This is a genomic window from Streptococcus sp. HF-100 (assembly GCF_015594635.1).
In the GTDB taxonomy this organism is placed as follows: Bacteria; Bacillota; Bacilli; order Lactobacillales; family Streptococcaceae; genus Streptococcus; species Streptococcus vaginalis.
In genome coordinates this window covers 36,979-61,907 of record NZ_JADNQV010000001.1, presented here as the reverse complement: position 1 = coordinate 61,907, position 24,929 = coordinate 36,979, and the positions used below count along the sequence as shown (strand labels likewise).

General features: G+C 35.9%; 25 protein-coding genes. 1 reads left to right on the top strand and 24 read right to left on the bottom strand.

Annotated elements, in window-relative coordinates; translation table 11 throughout:
* Positions 1-341: 341 nt before the first annotated feature.
* The 5 genes from IYQ23_RS00305 to IYQ23_RS00285 all read right to left on the bottom strand — a co-directional run bounded on the left by IYQ23_RS00305 (position 342) and on the right by IYQ23_RS00285 (position 5,144).
* Positions 342-1,253, bottom strand: coding sequence for a hypothetical protein (locus tag IYQ23_RS00305; RefSeq protein ID WP_195673746.1), 912 nt, complete (start codon positions 1,251-1,253; stop codon positions 342-344).
* Positions 1,254-2,043: 790 nt separating this feature from the next.
* On the bottom strand, positions 2,044-2,367 hold the full coding sequence (locus tag IYQ23_RS00300; protein ID WP_106384770.1) for a hypothetical protein: 324 nt from the start codon (positions 2,365-2,367) through the stop codon (positions 2,044-2,046).
* Between the two features lie 16 nt (positions 2,368-2,383).
* Positions 2,384-3,934 (bottom strand): signal recognition particle protein, encoded by a 1,551-nt coding sequence (gene ffh, locus IYQ23_RS00295; protein WP_195673745.1) that lies wholly within the window; start codon positions 3,932-3,934, stop codon positions 2,384-2,386.
* 63 nt (positions 3,935-3,997) lie between these two features.
* Positions 3,998-4,330 carry a putative DNA-binding protein gene (locus IYQ23_RS00290; RefSeq protein ID WP_195672756.1) on the bottom strand — a complete coding sequence of 111 codons (333 nt, stop codon included), beginning with the start codon at positions 4,328-4,330 and terminating at the stop codon, positions 3,998-4,000.
* 115 nt (positions 4,331-4,445) lie between these two features.
* Complete coding sequence (locus IYQ23_RS00285) at positions 4,446-5,144, bottom strand: GntR family transcriptional regulator (protein WP_021001683.1); 699 nt, start codon at positions 5,142-5,144, stop codon at positions 4,446-4,448.
* A 141-nt stretch (positions 5,145-5,285) separates the two neighbouring features.
* On the opposite strand from IYQ23_RS00285, the gene guaA reads away from it, so the two are divergent.
* Positions 5,286-6,845, top strand: a complete 1,560-nt coding sequence (gene guaA / locus IYQ23_RS00280; protein WP_195673744.1) for a glutamine-hydrolyzing GMP synthase — start codon at positions 5,286-5,288, stop codon at positions 6,843-6,845.
* Positions 6,846-6,997: 152 nt separating this feature from the next.
* Here guaA and IYQ23_RS00275 read toward each other — a convergent pair whose 3' ends face one another.
* From IYQ23_RS00275 to IYQ23_RS00185, 19 genes are all read right to left on the bottom strand, one after another.
* The gene (locus IYQ23_RS00275; protein WP_049480737.1) at positions 6,998-8,206 is read right to left on the bottom strand and encodes a tyrosine-type recombinase/integrase; all 1,209 of its coding nucleotides are present in this window, start codon (positions 8,204-8,206) and stop codon (positions 6,998-7,000) included.
* A 6-nt stretch (positions 8,207-8,212) separates the two neighbouring features.
* Positions 8,213-8,398 carry a DUF3173 family protein gene (locus tag IYQ23_RS00270; RefSeq protein ID WP_049480735.1) on the bottom strand — a complete coding sequence of 62 codons (186 nt, stop codon included), beginning with the start codon at positions 8,396-8,398 and terminating at the stop codon, positions 8,213-8,215.
* Between the two features lie 2 nt (positions 8,399-8,400).
* Complete coding sequence (locus IYQ23_RS00265) at positions 8,401-11,181, bottom strand: DUF927 domain-containing protein (RefSeq protein WP_049480733.1); 2,781 nt, start codon at positions 11,179-11,181, stop codon at positions 8,401-8,403.
* Positions 11,182-11,423: 242 nt separating this feature from the next.
* Positions 11,424-12,443 (bottom strand): hypothetical protein, encoded by a 1,020-nt coding sequence (locus tag IYQ23_RS00260; RefSeq protein ID WP_195673743.1) that lies wholly within the window; start codon positions 12,441-12,443, stop codon positions 11,424-11,426.
* Positions 12,444-12,515: 72 nt separating this feature from the next.
* Positions 12,516-13,025, bottom strand: a complete 510-nt coding sequence (locus IYQ23_RS00255) for a DUF1643 domain-containing protein (protein WP_049480729.1) — start codon at positions 13,023-13,025, stop codon at positions 12,516-12,518.
* Positions 13,026-13,518: 493 nt separating this feature from the next.
* On the bottom strand, positions 13,519-14,259 hold the full coding sequence (locus IYQ23_RS00250) for a DUF2628 domain-containing protein (RefSeq protein WP_049480725.1): 741 nt from the start codon (positions 14,257-14,259) through the stop codon (positions 13,519-13,521).
* A 21-nt stretch (positions 14,260-14,280) separates the two neighbouring features.
* Entirely contained in the window at positions 14,281-14,544 is a 264-nt protein-coding gene (locus tag IYQ23_RS00245) for a Mor transcription activator family protein (RefSeq protein WP_049480723.1), read from the bottom strand.
* Positions 14,545-14,660: 116 nt separating this feature from the next.
* A complete protein-coding gene (locus IYQ23_RS00240; protein ID WP_049480764.1) occupies positions 14,661-15,260 on the bottom strand; it encodes a recombinase family protein in 600 nt (199 codons plus the stop codon).
* 183 nt (positions 15,261-15,443) lie between these two features.
* A complete protein-coding gene (locus IYQ23_RS00235; RefSeq protein WP_003034423.1) occupies positions 15,444-15,740 on the bottom strand; it encodes a hypothetical protein in 297 nt (98 codons plus the stop codon).
* Between the two features lie 165 nt (positions 15,741-15,905).
* The gene (locus IYQ23_RS00230) at positions 15,906-16,751 is read right to left on the bottom strand and encodes an alpha/beta hydrolase (protein ID WP_003034530.1); all 846 of its coding nucleotides are present in this window, start codon (positions 16,749-16,751) and stop codon (positions 15,906-15,908) included.
* 189 nt (positions 16,752-16,940) lie between these two features.
* Positions 16,941-17,888 (bottom strand): 2-keto-3-deoxygluconate permease, encoded by a 948-nt coding sequence (locus IYQ23_RS00225; protein WP_080554330.1) that lies wholly within the window; start codon positions 17,886-17,888, stop codon positions 16,941-16,943.
* A 78-nt stretch (positions 17,889-17,966) separates the two neighbouring features.
* On the bottom strand, positions 17,967-18,719 hold the full coding sequence (locus IYQ23_RS00220; protein WP_003029712.1) for an SDR family NAD(P)-dependent oxidoreductase: 753 nt from the start codon (positions 18,717-18,719) through the stop codon (positions 17,967-17,969).
* A gap of 182 nt (positions 18,720-18,901) precedes the next feature.
* Positions 18,902-19,504, bottom strand: coding sequence for a lysozyme family protein (locus tag IYQ23_RS00215; protein ID WP_084741048.1), 603 nt, complete (start codon positions 19,502-19,504; stop codon positions 18,902-18,904).
* Complete coding sequence (locus IYQ23_RS00210; RefSeq protein ID WP_195673742.1) at positions 19,504-20,478, bottom strand: nucleoid-associated protein; 975 nt, start codon at positions 20,476-20,478, stop codon at positions 19,504-19,506. The genes IYQ23_RS00215 and IYQ23_RS00210 overlap by 1 nt, the downstream gene beginning before the upstream one ends.
* 1 nt (position 20,479) lies before the next feature.
* Entirely contained in the window at positions 20,480-21,736 is a 1,257-nt protein-coding gene (gene glyA, locus IYQ23_RS00205) for a serine hydroxymethyltransferase (protein WP_195673741.1), read from the bottom strand.
* A 49-nt stretch (positions 21,737-21,785) separates the two neighbouring features.
* Complete coding sequence (locus IYQ23_RS00200) at positions 21,786-22,376, bottom strand: L-threonylcarbamoyladenylate synthase (protein WP_003034403.1); 591 nt, start codon at positions 22,374-22,376, stop codon at positions 21,786-21,788.
* Complete coding sequence (gene prmC / locus IYQ23_RS00195) at positions 22,369-23,199, bottom strand: peptide chain release factor N(5)-glutamine methyltransferase (RefSeq protein ID WP_195673740.1); 831 nt, start codon at positions 23,197-23,199, stop codon at positions 22,369-22,371. Before prmC ends, IYQ23_RS00200 begins: the two co-directional genes overlap by 8 nt.
* On the bottom strand, positions 23,199-24,278 hold the full coding sequence (prfA, locus tag IYQ23_RS00190; RefSeq protein ID WP_003024565.1) for a peptide chain release factor 1: 1,080 nt from the start codon (positions 24,276-24,278) through the stop codon (positions 23,199-23,201). The genes prmC and prfA overlap by 1 nt, the downstream gene beginning before the upstream one ends.
* Before the next feature lie 18 nt (positions 24,279-24,296).
* Positions 24,297-24,881, bottom strand: coding sequence for a thymidine kinase (locus IYQ23_RS00185; RefSeq protein WP_003024566.1), 585 nt, complete (start codon positions 24,879-24,881; stop codon positions 24,297-24,299).
* Between the last annotated feature and the right edge of the window lie 48 nt (positions 24,882-24,929).

Genomic DNA, 24,929 nt, shown 5'->3' with positions numbered 1-24,929 from the left:
CACTCTTATAAAACTTTGTCAATTATTTAGCCAATAAATTAAAAAATAATATCTACCTCAATAATTTTCAATATCTAAATAAAATGTACAATTGAACCACCACTTCTTCTGCTGTTACTTGAGTAAAAAATGTACAAATCAATTCCTTAAATCAGATGATATGATGCACTATAAAATATACAAAACTCCACTCTAGAATAATGTACAAAACAAAAATAAAGTACACCTTTTAAATAATGTACTTTACACCATACACATGAAAAAGATTCGCCCTTCTAATTAGTTAGACAGACGATTTTTTAAATAAAATTCTTCTTTTGTTATGTACCCTGTTCTCTTCCTCACCTTCCCAAAAAAGCAAACTCAATAAGGTCTTTAAATTCTTCTCTTTCTTCTGTTCCAGTGAGGTATAATTCACAGTTGAAGTCATTGAAATACACTACAGCTCTTTCAAAGTCATCGTATAACTGCCCTGATTCGTTTACTAAAATTTTAAGGCCTAATAATTTATCAAGCAACAAATCAAAAGCATTGTTGTATTCCCGTAAGGCTAAAGAACATTCATCGTCATGCAACCCAATAAAGTCTTCAATTTCTTCAAATGTTGGATATGATACATCAATCATCTCTTCTCGATTTTTCAATAACCAGATGAATGCTTCACCCAAGCTTTGGTATTTCACTTTAGCCAACATAAACTTATCTAAAATTCGAACATTTAATTCAGAAATTGCTTTCTCACCCATTAACTTTTCTAGTGTTTTATAGCGAATAACTGGTGGTAGGTGAGAAAAAGCAGTTAGAACATTGGGGTCTGACAACACGGTAAGCTCGAATTTTGTAAAGTATTTTACAAATAAGAGTGAAAACAACTCAGACACTAGCTCTTCAGCTCTTAAATATTCTTCGTCAGAAGCTGGTTTGTTGACTTGTGTGTGGGCGTACTGGTTACTTAGCTCTGCAATCTCTTGCACAATTTTTGAAAAATCATCTCTAAAGGAAGCATCTAGTTTTTCCCATAACTTATACGTCCGTGGAAATTTTTTAGGATTAGGATGTGCTATTTCACCTAATGTCATCTTAGCTCCTTCACCTAAATTTAAAATTTTTCTCGAAATCAATTCCGTGAATTTGCGGATTAATACCAACTTACTACTAGTACTTACTCCACTATAATAGATATCTTTCACGAGTTCTATAATAACAATACCATAATCTTGATTTTCAAATTCTGTAAACTGTTTTTGACTCATAACACTTATTCTCCTTAAAAATAAGAAAAGCATATAATCGTACAAGATCATATGCTTTTATATCGTTAATCTCCAGAGTTTGTCTCAATTTGAGCAATCATAACCTCTTTAATGGAAGTAACGACAGTTGTTGCAAAGTCTAGTAGACTTAGAATAATTTTAGTTTTGTCAATTTGCATAACAAAATTCTCCTTCTAGGTACCCTTGTACCAAAAACCAGAAGGTTGCAACAACTTAATTTTAGTAGCCTTGGAATGATTTGTCAAGGCCAATCTTAGATAAACTCAATAATCCAATAACAACTTCCCTCCTTTATATTGCTGCTACCTTGATTATACCACTACTATAAAGGTGGTGCATTTACAGTATGGTTAAACTACAAAAAGGTAAAAATTCTATTGTCAATTTAATGCCCCATAAAATGTACTTTATTCCAACTCACCTCACCCACTCCATACCCACCAAAATGTACAATTGAACATACTACCTAACCACCATAAATCACAACTCAAAATGTACATTATTCACCCCTAAAATAATGTACAAAACAAAAATAAAGTACACTTTTTAAAGAATGTACTTTATGCTTCTAATTCAGTTGTATCAATAGTCTAGTTCATGTTAAGTCAATTGTACATAAATTTTTAGTTTTTACTTTGTAATAGATAATACACAATACAAAATAAGATTGGTTGGAATCACTGAATTTTATACAACTGATCTTGTTATATTATCACTATCATCGTTATCGTTTTGAATATCTTGGTTTTGTTTTTTTATATTTTCTAGTTCAGTAAGTATTTTGCATAAAGACAATTCGGTTGGCGTAAGCTGCTCTATCGTGAGTGACTAAAACAATAGTCACACCTTTTTTGTTGATTTCTTTAAAACTTTCCATCACTTTCTGGCTGATTTTTGAGTTTAAAGCACCTGTAGGTTCATCAGCAAATAAAAGTTCTGGTTGATTTATCATAGCACGACGCACGACAGATACCTGCGCGTTGTAATTGTCCTCCTGAAATTTCTCGAATACACGTTTATCATCAAATGTCAATAGTTTTTCAAAAAAAATAAAACAGCCCACCAAATTGAACTGCTTTATTCCAATCATCATTTACTACAAAATATGTTTATTTTCGTTTTTTCTTAGCCTTTTTCATTTTATTTGCCATACGTTTCATGGCTTGTTTGGTTGCAAATTCGCCGATTTTTCCTTTAAGTCCGCCACCAAACATCTGGCTCATATCAGGATTACCAGCTCCCCCTAAAGCGGACATGTCCATATTTTGAAGGGCTGACATATCCATACCGTTCATATTTGGTATATTTTTCGGTAAATTGTTAGGATTGAGCCCCATTTGCTTCATCACCTTATTCATATCGCCAGACATGACACCTTGCATGACGGATTTTGCTTGGTTAAAGTCCTTAATAAACTTATTCACTTCGACAAAGCTATTACCAGAACCTGCAGCAATCCGACGGCGACGACTTGGATTAAGAAGGTCGGGATTTTCCCGTTCGACAGGTGTCATAGATGATACAATGGCACGTTTACGAGCAATTTCGTTTTCATCTACCTTAAAATTCTTCATCGCAGGGTTGTTAGCCATGCCAGGAATCATCTTTAGCAAGTCTTCCATTGGCCCCATATTTTGTACTTGATCTAGCTGATCAATGAAATCGTTGAAATCAAAGGTATTTTCTCTCATTTTTTCAGCCATCTCAAGTGTTTTTTGCTCATCATACTCCTGAGAAGCTTTTTCAATCAAGGTCAACATATCTCCCATGCCCAAAATGCGGCTAGACATTCGGTCTGGGTGGAAGGTTTCAATATCGGTAATTTTTTCACCAGTACCAGTGAACTTGATTGGTTTACCAGTGATTTGCCGGACAGATAAGGCTGCACCACCACGTGTATCGCCGTCAATCTTGGTCAGAATAACCCCAGTCACTTCCAACTGAGCGTTGAATTCGCGAGCTACATTGGCGGCTTCTTGACCAATCATAGCATCTACGACCAAGAGGATTTCATTTGGTTGAGCCAGTGCTTTGACATCGCGCAGCTCATTCATGAGTTTTTCGTCAATTTGTAAACGACCTGCCGTATCAATCAAGACATAGTCGTTGTGATTAGCCTTGGCTTGCTCCAGACCTTGACGAACAATATCTACTGCTGGTACTGCTGTGCCTAGCGAAAAGACTGGTACATCGATTTGCTGACCAAGAGTTTTAAGCTGGTCAATGGCCGCCGGACGATAAATATCAGCAGCTATCATCAAAGGACGAGCGCCTTCTTCCTTCTTGAGTTTATTGGCCAACTTTCCGGCAAACGTAGTCTTACCAGCACCTTGAAGACCGACCATCATGATAATAGTCGGGATTTTTGGAGATTTGATAATTTCTGCCGTATCAGAGCCTAATACAGCGGTCAATTCTTCATCAACGATCTTGATGATTTGTTGAGCAGGATTTAGTGTATCAATGACTTCGTGTCCGACAGCGCGCTCACGAACTTTCTTGATAAAGTCTTTAACAACTGGCAAAGCCACATCGGCTTCCAAGAGTGCCAAGCGAATTTCTTTGGTTGCCTCTTGAACATCGCTCTCTGAAATTTTTCCTTTTCTGCGTAGATTTTTAAAAACATTCTGTAAACGTTCAGTTAAACTTTCAAATGCCATAAATTTTATTTCTCCTAGTTATTGTTATTGATGATGTTTTGGTATTTTTGAGTCGACAATTCACTATTCTCGATTGTCAATACTGGATAAAATTGCAATTTGCTCTTGTAAATAGGTGTCATCTGCATACTTTTCCATTATTTGATCGAAAATCTGACTTCTGACGATATAGTCTGAATACATGTGGAGCTTCTTTTCGTAGTCTTCCAGAATCTTTTCTGTTCGTTTGATATTATCATAAACAGCCTGACGACTAACTTGAAATTCCTCAGCAATCTCAGCCAAACTGTAATCATCCGCATAGTAAAGCTCGATATAATTCATTTGTTTATCTGTTAAAAGCGCTGCATAAAACTCAAAAAGAGCATTCATTCGGTTGGTTTTTTCAATTTCCATAAAGATTATTATATCAAAAAATACAGATAAACTCTACTAGTGAAGAGCTTTACTCACTAAAAAACACTCTTAAATCACTAAGGGTGTTTACGTATATTAAATTATGTAATTTAAATCAGTTATTTTCCAGATAAAATTCAAATCGTTCGCCGACATACTGACTTTTAACATATTCAAAAGCGGTGCAGTCGTCAAAATAAGAAATCTGTGTCAAAGCAAGAATGGCATGTCCTTTAGGAATTTCTAGATGATGTGCAATCTTTTCTTTGGCAAGACGAGCATAAATGGTCTGTTGAGATTTTCCGATTTTATAGCCATGTTCTTGTAAGGTTTGAAAAAAATGTTTCGTAATTTCTTCTTTATTAAAATTTTTGATGAATTTCTCTGGAATGGAAGCGACTTCGTAAACTACGGGGATATTATCCGCATACCGCACCCGCTCCATTCGGACAACGTTTTCCGTCTTCTCAATTCCTAATTTTTCGACCTCTTCTTTACTTGGCAGTGTTCGACGGTAAGAAATCAATTGACTTGAAGGTGTCTTGCCTTGGGATTTGATGATTTCTGTAAAGCTGGTTGTGCCGCGCATCTTTTCCTGAACCCGTGTACTGGCTACAAATGTACCGCTACCCATACGGCGCTCTAGCACTCCTTCTTCGACTAAAAGAGTGATTGCCTGACGAAGTGTCATGCGGCTAACCTCAAATTGTTCAGCTAAATCGCGCTCACTTGGCAGACGTTGCCCGATTTTCCAGATTTCCTCGTCAATTTCTTTTTTTATTTGATCGTGAATTTTAATATAAGCTGGAAGCATAGTAACCCCTTTCAAGAATGGTTTCCTCTCTTCATTGTATTATCAATTGAAATAAAAGTCAATCGCTACTTAATGTTATTGGAAAAAGTCTTTATTTTGTGTTAGAATAAACAAAGAAAAGTCTTTTAAGAAAGGGAAGAAATGACAATTACAACTGAATTGCAAGATGTCGAAAGAATTATTGTACTGGATTATGGGAGCCAATACAATCAGCTTATTTCACGCAGAATCCGCGAGATTGGTGTTTTTTCTGAGCTGAAAAGCAATAAAATCACAGCTGCTGAGGTCCGTGAGATAAATCCAGTCGGAATCATTTTGTCAGGTGGACCAAAGTCTGTATATGAAGCAGGAGCATTTGACATTGATCCTGAAATTTTAGAATTGGGTATTCCAATTTTGGGAATTTGCTATGGAATGCAGCTTTTGACTCACAAATTAGGTGGGAAAGTTGTACCTGCTGGAAATGCCGGAAACCGTGAGTACGGTCAATCCGAGCTCACTCATACTGTCTCTAAACTGTTTGCAGGAACTCCTGAAAAACAAATCGTTCTTATGAGCCACGGAGATGCTGTCACCGAAATTCCTCAAGGATTTGTACGTACTGGTACTTCTGCCGACTGTCCATTTGCAGCTATTGAGCAACCTGAAAAGCAGATTTATGGCATTCAATTTCACCCTGAAGTACGCCACTCTGTTTATGGGTATGATATTCTACGCAATTTTGCTTTGAATATTTGTGGCGCCAAAGGCGACTGGTCAATGGATAACTTTATTGAAATGCAAATCAAGCGAATTCGAGAAACGGTTGGCGATAAACGTGTTCTTCTCGGGCTTTCAGGTGGTGTTGATTCATCCGTTGTTGGTGTTCTCCTTCAAAAAGCTATCGGAGACCAGCTTATCTGCATCTTTGTAGATCATGGATTGCTCCGTAAGGGCGAAGCAGATCAAGTCATGGATTCCCTTGGAGGAAAATTCGGTCTGAATATCATCAAAGCAGACGCCGCCAAACGTTTCCTTGATAAATTAGCTGGTGTTTCTGATCCAGAGCAAAAGCGTAAAATCATTGGTAATGAGTTTGTTTATGTTTTTGACGATGAAGCTAGCAAGTTAAAAGATGTAAAATTCCTCGCACAAGGAACGCTTTATACTGACGTTATCGAATCTGGTACAGATACTGCTCAAACTATCAAGTCTCACCATAATGTTGGTGGTCTGCCAGAAGACATGCAGTTTGAGCTGATTGAGCCTCTCAATACACTTTATAAAGACGAAGTTCGTGCGCTTGGTACAGAACTTGGTATGCCAGATGAAATTGTTTGGCGTCAGCCATTCCCAGGTCCAGGACTTGCCATTCGTATTATGGGCGAGATTACCGAAGAAAAACTCACAACTGTTCGTGAATCTGATGCCATTCTTCGCGAAGAAATCGTGAAAGCTGGACTCGATCGTGATATTTGGCAATACTTCACTGTGAATACTGGTGTTCGTTCGGTAGGTGTCATGGGAGATGGTCGAACTTATGACTACACTATTGCAATTCGTGCTATTACTTCTATTGACGGAATGACTGCAGATTTTGCTAAAATTCCTTGGGAAGTATTGCAAAAAATCTCCGTTCGTATCGTCAATGAAGTAGATCATGTTAATCGTATTGTCTACGATATCACCAGCAAACCACCAGCAACGGTTGAATGGGAATAAGTCGACCTCTGTCCTAACCTTTTTTCAATTGATTTTATAAGGATTTATCAATAAGTTACTCTACTTATCGCAACTTTTAGTTAACTTATTCCCTGCCTCTCTCCCTACTTTTAACCCCCAACGCTAACCTTTATGCGTTGGGGGCTATTTTTTTATTTTTTCTTTATACTTTGGTTTCCTTTAAACTTCACCTTACTTTCTATACTATGCTTAATAGTAATGTCATCCTCTATAGCCTGTGCTACGCTTTCGTCATTTCTAGACCATAGGTGAGCGTAATGTTTTAGCGTTATCTCAGGACTTGAGTGTCCCAATCTTCTAGAAATCACTAGGACATCAATGTTATGCTCATTAATGAGATAGCTTGCATGACTATGCCTTAGCCCCTTTGCCTGTATTGGGTGGACACCACTAATATCGGCATGGCGTTTGATAATTCTATTAATTGTCGAACGGTAGAGAGGTGTTTTAGAATAACTAAGGATGAAAGGAGCTATGTGCTGTTTTTCCTGTCTCTGTTTCCATTTCGTCAACAGTTGGACAGTTGTATCATCTAAAGAGATAATACGTTGACTGCTTATGGTCTTCGTATAGTTCTTTACTTCATATTCTGCTCTTCCTCTTCTCTCCAAAGTACCGTGTATCCGCAACTTTTTATTTTCTAAGTCTACATCCGTCCACTTTAGTGCTAACCCTTCAGACACTCTTATTCCAGTCATATAGTATAACCAAACTGCAATAAAAGACATGTGTTCATAAAGGTCATCAATATAGAAGCTTGTCAGTACCTTTTCGAACTCTTGTTTTGTCCAGTAAGCTACTGTTGTTCGTCCCTTGGAAATTGCATCAGTTTGCTTAGAGATATTCTTTTCTAAGTATTGTATCTTTACTGCATAATCCAAAGTTTTTCTAAATGTTCCGTAGATTATAGAGGCGTAACTTTGTGAATACCTGTTATGATTCAATAAGTAGACTCTAAATTTCTCACAGTTTGTGAGAGTGATGTTTCTTAATTTAATTTTACCGAATTTCTGTATCAACAAGTTAAGTGTTGGTTGTCTTGACCGCCAAGTACCTATTTCAACACTTCGTTCATACATAGGTAAATAATGCTCTTTCATAAACCGTTCATAGGTGATATCATAGTCGCTATAATTTCTTACCTTATGATATTCAAGCTTAATTCTTGTAACTTCCTCATACGCTTCTTTAGCAGTACGAAAAGGATTACCGTGTGTTGATTTAGAGGATTTTTTCTGAATTCGTTTTCCAGTTATCCTATCTAAGCCTAATTCAACACTGTAGTAGTAGAACCCGGTTTTATCATTTTTGAATACACAAGGATATTTTGTCTTACTCATTATAACTCACCTCTCTATTTTAATTCCTATTATTTTTTCTACAGCGTAGGCTGGAACAATACCGCAACGTTTATTTAGATAAAATTCATACCCATTTTCGACAAGCCAAATTTTTGCTTGTCGAATAATAGTCTTGGCAGTATGCTGTTTATACCCCAATTTAATGAGTGCGGTGTAATCTATCGTTTCCATTATTAATACCCCCTTATTATCTCTGCCTCTATTGCAAAATTTCTCCAGTGCATTGGTAACTCTAAGCAATACATTGCGATTTTATGATTTTCATAGGTTACATATTTTACATTTCGCCTCTTATCCGCTATCCATTTATTCTGACTTATTAATAGTTGGATGGCTTTTTCAACATTAGAAATAGAGAATTCTTTTTTTAACATCTTGACGAACTCCTCTCTGAAGAAATAGACTCTATACGTTCCTTTCTGAGCTTTAATCATTCCTATTTTCTTTCCTCCTGTCGAGTATCCATCCTTGATGTTAAATAGTCCAGCGTGAGATAAAGTATAATCCACTATCTTATCATATAAATCAGAAGGGATTTCACCTCTTTTATCTAAAGTTTCTATCTCTGTCTTTATTAAAAACTCGCAAACTTTCTTTTTGTCGATATCTATGTCTAGCAGTTCCTTAACCAGCATTGCAGAACTATAAATAACGGCATATAGTGTGCATATTCGGGTCTTAAAGTTACTTTCTGGAAGTTTCTCTAATAGTTCAGTATAAGCTATTTGATACACCTTTTTTATGTATCCAGTTCCCTGTTCATGTTTAAAAATTTTTTCCATGAATGCATCACTGGCCACTCCATAGTGCTGAGAACATCTTAGTTTGATATCATCAGCAATAGCTCCATTTTTTGTCCAAGCTTCCTCAGAAGAAAGTTCTATATATCTCATATGCAATCCCTGATTTGAATTAAGGTAGCTTACCATAGGTACCTCCGAGGTTGTAGCGATTACAGTATTGAATCGTAGCTGTTCAGATAGCGTAGAAGAGGAACTCAGTCGTAAACGACTTCTACCTTGTCCGATTTGATACAATAGTTCCGATAGGTCTGTACTCCTTGAAGCTGATAACTCGTCAATTGTAGTCACTACTCCTCTGTTTTCATTCAAAATGGCAAGTAAAGCATTCTGAGTAGCACTGAATGAATACATGTTATTTACTGGACTAGAGTAAATGCTATTAATTAAATGCAGCGCTGTTGTCTTACCGCTCGTTGATTGCCCGTAGAAATTGACGATTAAGCTTCCAATATCAGGCTTATCAGTGATTGCTAGGTATCCTAGTACGATTGAACTAAAACCCACACATAATGCAATCTCCATATTGCTATCAAGTACATTATCAAGGACCATTTGTCTCCATTCTTCAAATGTTCCTCGTGACGACAAATTAAAGAGAGAGTTATCTACTAGTAGACTTACTTCTGTATCTCCATAATTTCTATCCAACCTGAAAGTTAATGTGCCTGAATCGTTTGTTTTCCACCCTACATATGAATGGATATTCTGAATAGGGATTGTTTTTAACTGATAATTAAGATATTCAATTACTTTCTGAGGTGCTGATGCTAAAATAATACCGAATTTTGTTAAATCAGAAATCTTATAAGGTGATAGAGTGATCCCTAATATTTTTTGGGTATTCTTTTTACCTTGAATTAGATACTGCAACTCATACTGAAAGTGGTTTGTGTCAATATTGAAGAAGCTTTTAGAAATAAAGAATGGAGTGGATGATATGATTTCAGTCTTTTTATCAGAGAATTTATATATACCAGATTTACTAACTTCGTAATCTCCAAAGTTGTATTTCTTCCCATTTATTAAATCCTCTAGTGTTGGTATCTCTTTCCTACTTGTCGAAGATTCTTTTAATAAGAATTCCTCGGGGCATGGATATTTAGATATGAAATCATTAATAGTTTTACTTGAGCAACTAGCATGGAGACACTTAAACCTACATCTTCCATATTTGGTTATGGTGAAACATGCTCCACTATCAGTATTTGAATGCTCTTTCATTGGGCAAGTTTTGAATGGATATAATTTAGTGCCATGTTCATCTTCTTTATATGAATGAAACTCTAAATTATAATGTTTTAGCCATTCTTCTCCTTTTGCTAGGATATACGGATTCACATCACTCACTTCGTTTTTTTGCTTGACAGATTCATCTGCATGATTTACAATTGCTGTCTGTAACTGCGTAATGAGTGAGTTTAGATTTTCTTCTGTCAAACCAGTTACTTTCTCAATTGGTACATATAGAAGTCTGCTTTGACGGTATGGTCGCTCAGGAGTATTTACCCCTTTACAGTTCAATGTACCATATAATCGAGTTATTCGACTTGGATTGAAAACTGTAACATCAATTTTAGCCTGCTGATTGGAAAATTTCTTATCTAGCAAGCCTAAGATTTCTTTGATTTTACCTTTTGTTGTATTGGCTGGCAGAAAGTCTAAAGGTACTAGGAAATGGATACCATTTCCTGAATCAGCAATAATTACTCTGTCTTTGTTTAATATCTCATAGGTAATGAACCAGTCTAGTATGTCATCAGCCAACGAAACTGCAGATTGTTTTTCTGCTTCTGTAGCACAAGTCCCACTTGGACGCTCAGGGTCAATATCTATTAGCATAAAGCGGTAGGCAGAGACGTCGCTATCTTTTATCGCATGCTTGCCTAATTCACAATCATTGCTAATCCTGTTAAATGTGGTATAGTAGGCGTATTCAGCATTGTTAGACACATGGGTAGCTACATCAAGACACTCAATTTGAGACACTAAGTTTTTAGTTGCTTGTTTCCCTAAGGAGCGTAAATTGATTTTCTGAATCCCATAATCCTTTAAAACAGCTAGTGTTTGACCTACCTCAGAAACAATAGTTTCAGTAGAAATCTTGTTTTGAGACATTTGAGACACTAAGTTATTTATATAGTTATTACTCATAGTAATACTCCCTTATAATTTTATTGTATTATTTCTTTTGCAAAAGATTATAGCCAAAAAGATTAACCGGAAGACTGTGAACTAAAAATACGATACAGTACCTCCGTACAGAAAAGACCATGGTTCGCTAGTTTTATTAGTTGCTAATTGACTATGGCATTATTATAAGGTGTATTAAACAAAAAGTAACCCCCAATCGCTAACGATTGGGGTTGACATTTTCAGTGGTTTATGATAAAGAACTATTCAGGAAAAAAGGGAAGCGGGAGCAGAGATAAAACTCTATCAGATACTACGTCTTTTAAAGACAATGAAATTGAAGAGTTAATATAGTGATATTGCTTGTTTTCTAGTTCGAATTTTTGATACTCTTCTAGGCTTCTTGATGAAGTAAAGAGGTAATTTAGAGCCTGCTCAATAATAATAGCACCATCTCTTACTTGGTTTCTGAGAATTGAATCTTCATGTATTTCATCCACTAACTCTGGTGAGACTGTTAATGCAAATAAGCTCAATATTATTTGCTTAGTCCTTTGAATTTCTTCGGAGCTCATATCTTTAATATAATCAAAAAAACGATTATCATTTAATACTATCTGTTGTTCAATAGCAAGCTCTGCACTTAGTGCTTTCTTAAAATGCTCTTTAACTGGAAGTCCTGACTCAGTTATTGTCTCTAGATAATAATCTTGATATTTACGATAGGTCTCTATTAAGTTGTCAAAATAATCTTTTGACGATTTTGATGTTTGTTGTATATCAATTAAATTATCTAACCCAAAAAGAAGTATAGAAAATAAAAAATCATCTTTTATGATACTTTCCCATGTTTGTATTTCAAATTGTTCTTTTTCATAGGTCAGCTTACGACCAAAAATATAATAAAAATCATCCAATAAATCATTCAAGTGAAAAAATGAAGATAACATGTAGACGAGGTATCCGATACATCTATCAGGAACTTCCTTGCTATTAATACGTACTTTAAATTCTGCGAATTCATTTACATGTTTGAGTGTGTTCTGTTTTTTCCCCTGATTCTTAGAAAAATCAAACCAGTCTAGTACCTCTTCGTAATGAGTCGTAAATTCCCGCGAAAAACATAAAATTACAAGACTGGAAAGAAGGCGGTTTCGAATAGCAGTATTTTTGTTATCAGAATCATTATTATAAATAACCACTTTTCTCGTATTCGTCTGTTTATTGAACTTCATATGTACAAAAAAAAGATTATCTATAATATCTTGAAATGTTATATTCATCGTTTGAATACCTCTTAAAAATTGTAATTAGTTATATTATAATTATAACAAAATTTTGATTAAGAAAATAGTTTAGCATCTTAAAATCCAACTTTTTCTTACCTTACTAGCTAATGGATGGAAATTTATTTCTTGGTATCTGTCTGTCAAATATCTTATTTTTTGATTTAGTTGATTATCTTCTAATATTTGATTAATTTTATACAATCTTTTAGCAACTTGTTTATTTTTAAAAGGTAACGAACCGCAAGCAAATATTACTTCACTAGAATTTTTTATACATTCTACTATATGATAATCATTATCAACATTAGTTGCTTTCAAATAGTTTCTCTTATCAATATTGTATTTAGAAAATAAGTTTACACTATAGAAACCACCATATCCTAACTTATAGACATTTTGAGTGATCAGCATCATTGTCATATCGTCCCCGACTAAGTTGCTAGAACTAGGATATAAAGTTAGGACTGTAACCATAGGTTTATTATTCCATTGTTTGCTAAGAACGTATCGATGCTGTTTATTACTTGACTCCACAATTTCTATTTTGATGTTAACGCTTGAATGTTTTTTTGCCATTATATGTCTTCTTTTTCTCATTTCTATCTTGCTGAAATTCATTAAGGTATGAGGTTGCTACTAATATAATAATATTTAGTACAATTCTTTTGCCAAAACATACTTACTTCTCCTAATCTATGATATATACTTGTAATTTATTATCGACTAACAATCCAGTTATAATCGGTATATCGTTTTTAACGTCAGTAATTATATATACAATCTCGTCCTTATAAACATAATAATACACTCTCACTATGTCAACTTTAAGAAATTTATCATAATCGACAGGTAATAAACTTCTATCTAATTCAGATACAAGTAATTCATAGCTTTCGCTGACTATCTGTGAGTAATCGATAGGGTAGGCTAGGTGTTGCAATATCTCTTTAACTTTCTCCATATGTTTCAATTTGGTGCACTCTCCTATATTTTTAACAGTAAATAAAAAAGACACAGCACCTTTTCAAAAGAGTGCTGTGTCTTTTTTTATTGTTAGAATTATGTTCTACTATTTCTGATTAATAAAATCGAAGAATATACTCCAATCTTTCGGTAATTGCTCTCCATATTTCTCTTTTCTATAGTATAGATAGTTCGCCTTGCGTCCAATTAAGAAACAAAAAATTAGAGCAACCAGAACTCCAACAAGGGGAAAGAAATAAATGACAGAAACTATTAACGCTAGTTGCCACATACCTTTTGTAAGTAACCAAATTGGTGTGAACAAAAATGCCAACCAATTAAACTTTCCTTGATATTCTTCATTACTTCTTTCTATAGCAGAAAATTCATTTTGATAGTATTCGGAGTATGATCCATATGAGAAACTTCCCATAGTAGAGCCAAATGATTCTCTACCTCTTGCTCTACTATTAATCTTCATACCGCTAACTCTTACACCACATGAAGTACAAATTTCTTGCTCAGCTTTGGTTGGAGCTCCACAATTTTGACAATAATTATGACCATTTAATGGATTAATACCACAAGTCATACATATCTCAGCTTTCTCATTAACTTTACTTCCACAACTTTTGCAGAAAGCTTTAGAGCTTTCTGCACTGTTGTAACCATTTGATGCATTCCTTTGTTCAAGATTGACTCCGCATGCTACACAAACAACTTGTTCTGGATTTGTATTTACTCCACAGTTATGACAGTGAGCATTTCCGCTCTGTGGATTTACTCCACAGTTTAAACAAAATTCAGCATTTTGATTTACTTCTTTTCCGCATGTTCTACAATACATTTATTAATCTCCTTAACTTATTTAATGTAATTTTTCTTGTGCCACTCTATTAATATGTCTAACTGAATAGCCATATTTTTTTGCAATTTCTCCTGAATTATTTCCGTTAAATTCTGCACACACTATTCTCTGTAATCCCTCCTTTGATAATAATCTCATGGGGAAATTAATATTTGCTCCTCTATAATGGGTGTACAAAAGCATAGCATTTTCTTTTCCAATCAATGTAGCTAACTCCATATAAATCTTATTCCAATCACTAGGTTGTGTTTGTTCTAACGCCATTATTAATATTCTCCTCTACAATAAATTTAACTATCCTTTTCAGGACAAATCAACTGTCAAATGACCTAGACAAAATCAGAGAACCAGTCAGGACTTCACAATTAGGAAGCATTCCGTCAATCAAGCCTTTTTCGAATAATATATACCGTCTGTCTTGATATTCCATTTTCTTTAGCAATTTGTGTAACTGGAACATGTTCTTCAAGCATTCGTTTAACATTGTGATAGATTAATCTGTCTTTAGCATTTTTAGCGTGTTCATGATACTGTATAGGACGCCCTTTATAAACACCACGCTGTTTAGCTAACTTGATACCTTGGCGCTGTCTTTCTAAGATTTTTTCACGTTCATTTTGCGCTATATAACCTAACAATGATAGAAACATATCAAACATAGCAGTGTCCAGTGTATTGTTTCCTGTATTAAAATTTAAAAAAGGCGCATCAATTATAGTTAGCTTGATGCACCTTTGTTGTAATTGCCTCACAATCTCTTTTATATCTTGATAGTCTCTACCTAATCTATCGAGAGAAGATACTATAATTTCATCTCCTTCCCTTGCAAACTTTAATAGAGCTTTCAGTTCTTTACGGTTCATATCTTTACCGCTTACTTTTTCACTGAATACCTTATTAACGCCCTCTTGTTTCATCATTTCAATCTGCCTAGCCAGGTTTTGATCTTTAGTTGATGCTCTAATGTATCCTATTTTCATCGCTTGCCCCTTTTTTTGTCATGTATTTTTTACAACGCAGATAAATAACTCATCCTACTTGTCATAGTCAATTATAGATACACCTATTTTAGACAGATTACTTTTTTCTCTTTAACTCATTCGAAACAGATTTAGCTACTAAAGCTATTACTTCTAAAACTAAGATTAAACCAAACATCTTACTTACCTTTCTTTAAGAAATTTATATTCTAACAACTGGCGTTCCTTTGCCACTCCCAGTAAACTTCCTATTTGAGGAGAATCTAGTAAACTTATGAAGTAAATATATACTGCATCATACATGTAGATATCTACTTTGACTATGTTTCCTTCAAAGACTTTTTGATACTCACTAGGAAGTAGTTTTTCATCTAATTCTATATAGTCAAAAACATTGCTCTCGTAACTGATATTGTCAAATTCAATGTTCTCTTCAACATGCTTAGATAGATAATCTATCGCTATTAATTTTTGATTCATGAAGCACTTGTCCTCTTTTAAAATTCCCTGCTAAATTCCCTGCTAGAATCTGTATTACTTATTAGTAAATCAACACACGGAACGTCTTTATAATTATCGAGTGGGAATAAAAACAAAAAAGCCAAACTTTTTATTTCTTGAAGTTTGGCTTTTAAATTTGTCAGTTTATTTTCCCCACAAAAATTGAATCAGTATTTTATCTACTTCTTGGTTTTCATGTAATTGGCTATGTTGTGCTAGTTTGCCGGTAATTTTCTTTTCTTGATAAGATTTGGCATTATCAGCAACCAAATATTTCAAGCTGCGAGATGAAGCATTTAAAACAGAACCGTCTGAGCCATTTTTGTAATCTCCATAGATATTTAGCACATCAATTTGATTTTGTGGGAATACTTCACGTAATGGTAATAATCTTTGGAAAGTTTGCGTAATTTGATTAGGCTGACCAGTTGTTTTGTCAACTTTCACATCAGATGATAAGCCCATAGCTTCTAAACCGGCAGCGAAATTTGCGATATTCACTTGTTTTTGCAGCTGTGGCAAGTTCTCATCTTGAGCATGTTCTAAAAGATAATACAAAATCGACATATTTCCTAAAGAATGACCTACCATATTCATTTTTGTAAAGCCATACTTTTCCTGTAGCTTGCTGACGACAGCTTTTGCATATCGTCCAACATCAATAGGATTGCGATTGTCTTCGTAATTCACTTCTACGATTGGATTGATAGCGCCTTTGGGAATGTCTCCCCTCAACGTAACTGCACCATTTCTATCAACATTTGCTCGAATAACTGTTTTTGTTACTCCTGTTTTTTTTGCTGCATTCGTCATGTGTCGCTCAGCATTGGCACTACTTCCATAACCATGAAAGAATAGGGTTGGAGTAGTTGATTGCACATACTTCTGTCTGTCTAATTTCCCTTCAGCATTGACACGGTAAAATAAAAAAGTAGAAATAGCAATCAAAATTGTTAAAATTCCTGTAATTAGGGCTATTTTCTTCATCATGTTTAGCTTTTCTTTCTGTGAGATATATTTTTAAGTATAACATGTAACAATATAAATGACAATTGATTTGTTTGAAATGACGTTTTGGATTTAAGGCGATTTGTTGAATAGTAAAAAAGGAAAGTCCCAAAAACTCCCCTTTAGTAAACTATTAAACGTTATCATCAAACAACAAGTGAACTTTTAAAATCAATTCATTGTTTTCGCTTGTTTTGTAGTATCTACACGTTTAGCTACCCAAGCTGTCAAAATTGGTGTTAAAATCGCTGTTACAATAACGGATGCTGTTATTTGGGTGGTAGCTGTAGCTTCAACAGCTTTAAAGGAAGCATCTACAGCCGATAAAGCTGCTGGAGTAGCTATGGCACTAGCTGCTGTACTTGAAATAGCTGCACCAGCAATTCCTGATCCACCTGTAGCTTTATCTGCAAAAATAGCAAAGAAGCCTCCAACTAAGGTTGTAATGATTCCGAGTATAATACCTGGTAAACCACCTTGAATAATTTGCATAAAGCTCATGTTGGCTCCTAAACAGAATCCAACAATGATAATAATTGCTGTCACACCATTTGATAGAACTTTTTTCATATATGGAAAAGCATTTCCTAATGCAATCCCTAAAACAAGTGGTAAAATAGTTCCTACTAAACTCCAAATAGAAATGTTAGCAAGACCAGCACTACTGAGAGCTGCCATTGTCACCATTGGTCCAACACTTAAGGTAGTAATACCAACAGCACCTGCATCAATTTCATTTCCGTAAACTTCTACAATTCCAGCATACATAGCGTTATTAGCGACAGACATAGCTCCAATAATCGCCAAAGCACTTAAACCTAAAAAATTATCATTGAAGACTTTTGCTACCAACAGACCTAAAACAACTGAAACGACAATCTTAGATGTGATAATAGCCGCTCCACGCCCAACAGCTTTTGGAGTGTTCTTTAACGAGATTGTTCCTCCTATAAAGAATAGAAAAGCTCCAACGAGCGGACCAGCTCCCTGAACTATAGCGGTTGTAAAACCTCCAATTTTCAACACTTGAGGGAAAAATGTATTTATCACACAGCCGATAAACATGGGAACAATAATTGTATCACCAGGAATCTTAATTTTCTTATTAAAAATTTTCATAATCATATTTCCTCTATATATTCAAGCCTTGTTTTTATTTAACAAGGCTTGAATGCCATACATATTTTCGATAAAAAATTAGCCATCCAGCGTGATACCGCCATCACAATCACCGATTTCTCCAGACACGAAGCTGGCTAAGTCACTAGCAAAGAAAAGAATCATTTGAGCAATTTCAACAGGTTCTGCACGACGTCCAAGTGGAATCATGTTGATGACACGCTGACTCTTTTCAGGGTCTTCTGACAATACAGTAGTCATATCCGTTCGTGTAAAAGAAGGACAAACCGCATTACATGCAATACCATATTTGCCTCCTTCTTTTGCTACTGCTTTTGTAAGACCGTTCAAACCAGCTTTAGAAGACGCATAAGCAGCTGTTCCAAGCAAACCACCGCCTAATTTTGCAGCTACTGAGGAAACATTAACAATTCTTCCCCCCTTTTGTTCAATAAAATGTGGGAAAATAGTACTAATAGTTGAAAAACAACCAGATAGGTTAATACGAATGGTGCGTTCCCATTCATCGTAAGTTAATTGTTCAAATGGTTTCGCACTAATAACACCAGCACAATTGACTAAGATATCAATTTTACCAGCTGTTGCGATTATTTTGTTCATTGCTTCTACAATAGATTCATGATTTCCTAAATCCATATAAGTAAAGCTCGTGTGTTCTGCTCCAAATTCGGCAATCACTCGTTCAGCTGCTCCTTGATTGATGTCGGCAATAATGACATTACCACCACCTTCAACAATACCGCGAACAACTTCTTTGCCAATTCCGTTTGCACCACCGGTAACAATTGCTGTTTTACCTGAAAAATTCATATTTTCAAATCCTTCCGTTTTGATTATTATAGAATTCTACGTGATTATTATAGCACTCTCGTTTTAAAAATAAAAGTAGAAATATGAAATATTTTAAATATTTAGAAAAAACAATCTTTTTGCTGTTTTCTATTACTAATCTAAAAAGGTTAGAAAACAAAGCTCTCTAACCTTTTGATTTATTAAAACCAATTCATCACTTTCATGATATACATATTCATCCGAACTTGACGAGAGTAATAGAAATTTCCTCCATTGATATAGAGTTTAGAACCATGTAAGAGTGCAATGGGATGATAATAAGAATATGTCTTTCCAGTCACGTTTCCTAAACTTGGTGCAACAATATTTTTGGAATATTTTTTTGCCAAATCAAGGGTATTTTCGCCACCGTGTTTTGCAATGTAATCAATGTAAGCTCGACCAAAGTTATAGGCTTGTACAGCGGTCCAAACATCTACTTTCTTTTCTTGAGCTACATTTAAATTAGTGGATAACGTTTGAACACCTTGGCGAATGCTTTCTTTATTATTTAAAATAGAGTTTTTCTGACCTGTCGCACTCTCGCTAGATTGCATGACATCAGAAACCTTTCCTTTTGTTTCAGTATAAATCATAGCAAGGACAAGTTCTTCATTGGCTGCAGTATCTTGCTCGTCTAGCACTTCTCTCACTAAGCTACGGTAGGTCATCACTTGCTTGACATCATGATGAACTTGAACAAGCTTGTAACCAACAAAGATTAAAAGAATGAGAAGGATCAATTTTCTAAGAATTTTAAACATTATTTACTTTGGATATCTTCTATGTTTTTGATGAGAATGGAATAGGTTCCATTCTCGTTTTGTATGAATTCTACAGATTCTGCATCTTGATAGATGTTATTGGGGACAATGAGTTCAATCCCATTTGAAAGAGAGAGCTTTTGGTTTTCAAATTTTTTCTTCTGACGACTACTATCAATTTCTTCAAATTTAACAGTTTCTGGAATTGTTTCCTTAACCTGATCAATAAAAGTCAAACGAGCTGTCAGATTGTTATCAAATAAGTCATCTGCTAATTTTTCTGGAGACAATTCATCATTTTCTTCTAAATTTTTGAAAATAGACGATTTAACCTTGGATTGAAATTGAAAATCATCCTGATGAAAGCTCTCTGCAACTTTTTGAGCCGTTTTTTCTAAGGCTTTAATAGATTTCTTGGGAGAAATTTCAGGATGGACTTGTAATAGATTATCAGAAAAATAATTGAGAAAAGCACCATTATATTTAATCCGTTTTTCAATCAAATGGTATTTACGCGATTGAAGATTGATGACCAAGGCTTCATCAGCACCTGTACCAAATCCCGGCAAGTTGTTCTGGGTAATCTTGATAGGATTTTCTACTTCTCCACCTAAATGGGTGAGGGTTTCCCGCAGAGCGATACGCAAAAAAGCAAAATGCTCTACTCCTTCCTTGTCAAATTGAACAAAAATCAAATCGTTGGTTTTCTGATTTTCGCTCACCAAAAATTCCTCTTTCCATAAATTGGCAACACTAACAGAGGTTTCTAAAAGGTCTTTTGTAATATGTGATAAAAAGACATTATCTTCGGTAAAAATGCCCGTTTTGGCCTCATCTGAATAGACACGTTCAATCTTCTTGCGAAGATATTCTTCAATTTTTGGAGTAATATTAAGATATTTATCTGCTAAAAGAAGGTCGGTGTCTGATGGACTAAATTGATGAATAATAGCTTTTTTTACGTAAATGTCCATTTCAGTCCTCATATAGTGGAAAGGCATCGGTCAATTCTTTAACTTCTGCACGAACCTGCTGTAAAACAGCTTCATTCTCTGCATTTTCTAAAGTTTTAATAATCAATTCTGCAACTTTAATACTTTCATCTACCCCAAAGCCACGAGCTGCAATAGCTGCAGTTCCAATACGAATGCCACTTGTTTTAAATGGAGATAAGGTTTCATAAGGGATAGAGTTTTTGTTGAGAGTGATATGGACATCATCCAAAAGGTTTTGAGCGATTTTTCCATTTTCAACGACTTTGGTCACATCCACAAGGAAAAGGTGATTCTCCGTACCGCCTGAAATAACACGGAAATTACCATGTTGTTGGAATACTTGAACCATTGCCTTAGCGTTATCCAAAATTTGCTGAGCATAAACTTTGAAATCTGGATCCAATACTTCTTTGAAAGCAGCTGCTTTAGCTGCCACGACATGCTCTAGCGGTCCTCCTTGAATTCCTGGGAAGATTGCGGAATTAATCTTTTTCGCCAACTCTTCATCATTGGTCAAAATTAAGCCGCCACGAGGTCCTCGAAGGGTTTTATGAGTGGTAGTTGTCGTAATATGTGCGTACGGTACTGGACTTGGATGCAAACCAGCAGCAACTAAACCGGCAATATGAGCCATGTCTACCATGAGTTTGGCTCCGACAGTATCTGCAATTTCACGGAATTTAGCAAAATCAATAATATGTGAATAGGCAGAAGCACCTGCAACAATCAATTTAGGTTTGACTTCTTTAGCCTGCGCCAAAATAGCATCAAAATCTAAAAGTTCCGTTTCAGGCTCAACGTTATAAGGTACAAAGTTGTAGGTTTTCCCAGAGAAGCTAACAGCTGCGCCATGTGTCAAATGTCCGCCTGCTGCAAGATCCATTCCCATTACTGTATCACCTGGCTCAATTAAGGCCATATAAGCCGCACAATTCGCCTGACTGCCTGAGTGAGGTTGGACATTGGCAAATTGTGCTCCAAAAATTTGTTTAGCACGTTCAATTGCTAATGTCTCAATCACATCCACAACGTCCGTACCACCATAATAACGACGGCCTGGATAACCTTCGGCATATTTATTGGTTAAAATAGAACCTTGTGCTGCCATAACAGCTTTTGAAACAACGTTTTCTGAAGCAATCAATTCAATATTGTTTTGCTGACGTTTTTCTTCTGCAGCAATGGCTTCCCAAAGCTCAGCGTCATATTCTTTATAGTCTTTATGGTTAAAAATCATAAGAGTCTCCCTTCTCTTAAAGCGGGGCTAAAACCTATTTAGTCAAGGTTTAGAAGTGAATTTCTGGAATTTTAGCGAGAATTTCTTCGCAAGTGACAGCACCTTGGCGTAGAATATATGCTGTTTCACCAGATAAATCCAAAATAGTTGAATCCTGTCCTGTTAGAAAAGCATCATCTTCTATACCAAGAACTTCGTGATTGAAATCGGTCATAATTTGCTGGAAGTTTACTCCGCTACTCTTTCCAGATAAATTTGCGGACGGACCAATGAGAGGTCCAAATTTTCTAATCAAGTCCAATGTTTTAGGATGACTAGGGACACGAAAACCAATTGTTTTCATACCTGAATTTACCCAAATCGGAACTTGTTCATTAGCTTGTAAGATAATGGTCAAAGGACCGGGTAAAAAGGCTTGATAGAGCTTTTTTAAATACTGAGGCTGATGTTTGGAAAATTGATAAATTTCTTCTAAGCTTGAAACATTTAAATTCAAGGCCTTTTCGCGAGGTCTACCTTTTAAGTCATAGACATGACTGACGGCCTGCTCGTCCAGTGCCTTACAAAATAAACCATATACAGTCTCTGTTGGCAGCACGACCGCTCCTCCGCTGCTCAGTATTTCCTCAATTTTATCCATTATCTACCACTACCATTCTATCTTTTCCGAATTGATCTTGCAAGACGCGAATTCTCATTTTTGGAAATGCAGACTCAAATAATTTTTTTACATGTTCCCCTTGCTTGTAGCCAATTTCGAGATAGATTTTACCTTTTTCTGTCAAATGTTTTTGGGCGTTCTCAGCAATTTTTAGATAAACAGCATACCCGTCTTCTTCAGCAAAAAGAGCAAGATGAGGTTCTGAAGCAAGGACATTTAGTCCTACTTCTTCTCTGTCCGTCTCTGAAATATAGGGCGGATTGGATACAATAATATCATACTTTCCTGTAATCGCCTGAAAGCAATCAGACTGAACAAAATCAATCGCTACATCAATTGCTTCCGCATTTTCTTGCGCCAAATCCAGAGCATCTTGGGAAATGTCGGAAGCCGTGACCTGCCAATTCGCACGCTCAGCAGCCAAAGATAGAGCAATTGCTCCACTTCCAGTGCCAATATCCAAAACTTTCAGACTGCTATTTTGATTTTCAGACAAGATAAGGTTGACCAATTCTTCGGTTTCTGGTCGGGGAATTAGCACTCGTTCATCTACTTTGAACGAATGTCCATGAAATGCTGCGTTCCCAATAATGTATTGGGCAGGTTTATGAACCAATAATTGAGATTGAATCTTTTTCAGTAATTCTATATCATCTGCTGTTGCTTCTGCTTGCATTTTCAGCACAAATTGGGTGAAGGATAAGTTTCTCAAAGACCGAAAGGTAAAGGAGAGGCTTTCAGCTTCTTCGCCAACTGCTTCAAGCTGTTTTTCCATTTCAGCAAGAATTTGAGCTAATTTCATTATTTATTCAATTCTTCTAGTTTTTGTGTTTGGTCATACAATACCAAGGCGTCCACGATTTCATCTAATTTTCCAGCTAAAATCGTATCTAGCTTTTGCAGCGTTAAACCAATACGGTGATCTGTCACACGATTTTGTGGAAAATTATAGGTACGAATCCGCTCCGATCGGTCTCCAGTACCAATAGTTGATTTCCGCTCGGCATCTTGCTCGTCTTGCGCAATTTGCGCAAAATGATCCGCTACACGCGCACGGATGATCTTCATAGCTTTATCACGATTCTTTTGTTGGGTTCGTTCTTCCTGCATTTCAACCTTGATATTTGTCGGCAAGTGAACAATCCGAACGGCTGTTGCAACTTTGTTGACATTCTGACCTCCAGCACCAGAAGCGTGATAAATGTCAATCCGAAGATCTTTTGGATCAATATCATATTCCACTTCTTCAACTTCAGGCATAACTAAGACTGTTGCTGTCGAAGTGTGAACCCGTCCTTGGCTTTCTGTCACTGGGACACGCTGTACGCGATGAGCACCTGATTCGTATTTTAGTTTGGAATAAACGGATTGACCAGAAACCATCGCTACTACTTCTTTGAAGCCACCGACTCCATTCATGGAGGCTTCCATAACCTCAAATTTCCATCCTTGCGATTCGGCGTATTTTTGATACATTGTCAGAAGATCACCGGCAAAGAGCGAGGCTTCATCACCTCCTGCTGCACCACGAATTTCTAAGATGATGTTTTTATCATCGTTTGGATCTTTTGGTAAAAGAAGAATTTTCAATTTTTCCTCGTATTCTTCTTTTTCAGCTTTTGCATCTTTGAGCTCTTGCTTTGCCATTTCTTCCAAATCAGCATCGCCAGAAGCGTCTTTGATCATTTCTTCGGCATCTGTGATGTTTTGGAGCACCCTTTTATAGTCACGATAAGTTGCTACCGTATCGCGTGTACTCGCTTCTTCTTTGGACAATTCCATAAAACGCTTGGTGTCACTAACAACATCTGGGTCACTCAGAAGTTCCCCCAACTCTTCATAGCGATCTTCAACGGCTTGTAGTTGTTCATAAATATTCATCGTTTGCTACACCTCTCCTTAACTCTTCATTTCGTCAATTTCTGGCTTAAAATAATGCTTCCGACAGACAGGAATATATGTTTCATTCCCACCGATTTGAATTTGCTCACCTTCATAGACCGGCTTACCATTCGTTGTTCTTAATACCATGGTTGCTTTTTTGGAGCAAAATTGACAAATTGTTTTAATCTCATCAATTTTATCTGCTAGAAGCAAGAGATATTTCGAGCCTTCAAATAACTCATTGCGAAAATCATTTTTCAAACCAAAAGCCATAACTGGTACGTTTAATTCGTCAACTACCCTCGCTAAGTCATAGACATGACGACGAGATAGAAACTGCGCTTCATCAATCAATACACAATAAGGCTTTTCGGGCATTTCCTGAATAAAGTGGAAAATATCAGTATCTTCTGCTATTGCAATTGCTTTTCGCTTCATTCCGATACGACTAGAAACAACGCCAAAACCGTCACGTGTATCAAGTGCGCTCGTCATAATGACAACACCTTTGCCTTGTTCTTCATAGTTGTGTGCTACTTTTAAAATTTCGATTGTTTTGCCCGAATTCATCGTGCCATATTTATAATACAACTGAGCCATTTTCTTTAATTCGTTCCAAATTCTCCAATTTTTAATACTTCTTATTTT